Origin of the sequence: Candidatus Planktophila sp. (genome assembly GCA_030681675.1) — a bacterium.
In the GTDB taxonomy this organism is placed as follows: Bacteria; Actinomycetota; Actinomycetes; order Nanopelagicales; family Nanopelagicaceae; genus Planktophila.
The window spans coordinates 1-1691 of the sequence record JAUXRP010000043.1 but is presented as its reverse complement, the minus strand read 5'-3'; the positions used below and the strand labels follow the sequence as shown (position 1 = coordinate 1691).

At 48.0% G+C, this 1691-nt stretch carries 1 protein-coding gene; it reads left to right on the top strand.

Features of this window, described 5'->3' with window-relative positions; all coding sequences use genetic code 11:
• Positions 1 to 328: 328 nt before the first annotated feature.
• Positions 329 to 1510, top strand: a complete 1182-nt coding sequence (locus Q8K48_09250) for a SpoIIE family protein phosphatase (GenBank protein ID MDP1852577.1) — start codon at positions 329 to 331, stop codon at positions 1508 to 1510.
• The last annotated feature ends 181 nt before the right edge of the window (positions 1511 to 1691 follow it).

Genomic DNA, 1691 nt, shown 5'->3' with positions numbered 1-1691 from the left:
TGTTGCTAATGTGACGGGAGCAGTCGGTGCAGTTGTTGTCTCTGCAGCAAAAGCTACGCTCGTGGAGCCCATAATCAGACCAGCACTTAATAGTGTGGCCGTAATGATCTTTTTCATTTCAACCTCCTTGGATGTGCAAAGCCGATTTGCTTTACATGAGAAAGAATGAAGCCAGCACTTGTGCATTCCCTGCGTAAATCGACGCAGCTCCCTGTGGATACGAAAGCTTTGTTGATTTCCCTTGAAAGTGCGCCTTTATCCTCGTAGTTGTGGGCTATTGAATTCGTGAGTATTCTCATACAAGTGGAGCGGTTTCCAGGCTCAAAACATGAAAAGAGAAGTTCACGACATGAATAATGAAGCCACACGCCAGGCCGCTCTAGATTCACTAGAAATTCTTGATACTCCACCCGAAGAGAGATTTGACCGCATCACCAGGCTTGCTAAACAGCTCTTTGGCGTCGAAACCGCGGCAGTATCGTTAATCGATCACGATCGTCAATGGTTTAAATCTAAAATTGGACTTGAGCCACAAGAGACTCCACGAAACATTGCCTTCTGCGATATAACTATTCGCGAATCTAAAAACTTCACCGTTCCAGATGCCAGACAGGATTCGCGCTTTCAGAATAATCCACTCGTAACTGGAGATCCAAATATTCGTTTTTACGCGGGCTATCCACTTGAAACTCCTAATGGCGAGCGTGTTGGAGCGCTCTGCATCTTTGACCCACATCCGAGGGAGTTCACGGAGGCTGAAGAGATCCAATTGCGTGACTTGGCGCAATGGGTTCAGAAAGAGATGGTTATTGAAAATGAGTTAACGCGGGCCGCGCAGGTACAAAAAGGACTTATCCCTAAGCAGCCCGACGAGAGATTTGGTTTCGATGTAGCCGGTGGGTGCGTTCAGGCGAGATCTATAGGAGGGGATTTCTACGACTGGTACCCCGTTAATGAAGGTGGAATTCTCACTCTTGCCGATGTCATGGGCAAGGGCATGGGAGCCGCCATCATCGCCGCGACGGTGCGCGCTGTTCTTAGAGCAGGATCAAAAAGCGAAGGATTAGTGAGCAGTATTGAAACGGCCGCTGCCATATTGGGAGCTGATCTGAGCAACGCCGGAAGTTTTGTAACTCTACTTCATGCTCGATTAAACGTCACATCAGGCTTGATTCAATACGTCGATGCCGGTCACGGCCTCTCGATTGTGATGCGTAAAAATGGCGAAATTGAGCGGTTGTCCTCGCACAATCCGCCTCTAGGCGTTGGTATAGATATTGCGTGGAGGGAAGATAGCTTTGTATTAAACCACGGCGACACCCTTATCTCCGTAAGTGATGGCGTGCTAGATCTCTTTGATGGCACACTTCGTGCACTTGACGCCGTAGCTGACATCGCAAGAAGTTGCAACACTGCGCAAGAAATAGTTGATGCAATTATCAGCCGAGCCGGCAAAAATGCAGACGATGACATTACGGTGCTTGTGCTGCATCGCGATTTATTAGAGTAATCTCCCAGAGGATAGAATCACCCATATGCAAATTGATGAGGCGCTCTCGCTCATCCGTGAAATCCCTGACTATCCAAAGCCGGGAGTCCGTTTCCAGGACATAACTCCCCTATTAGCCAATGGTGAAGCATTTTCTGCTATTACTAGAAAATTAGCCTCCTTTGCAACGGTTGGAACATTA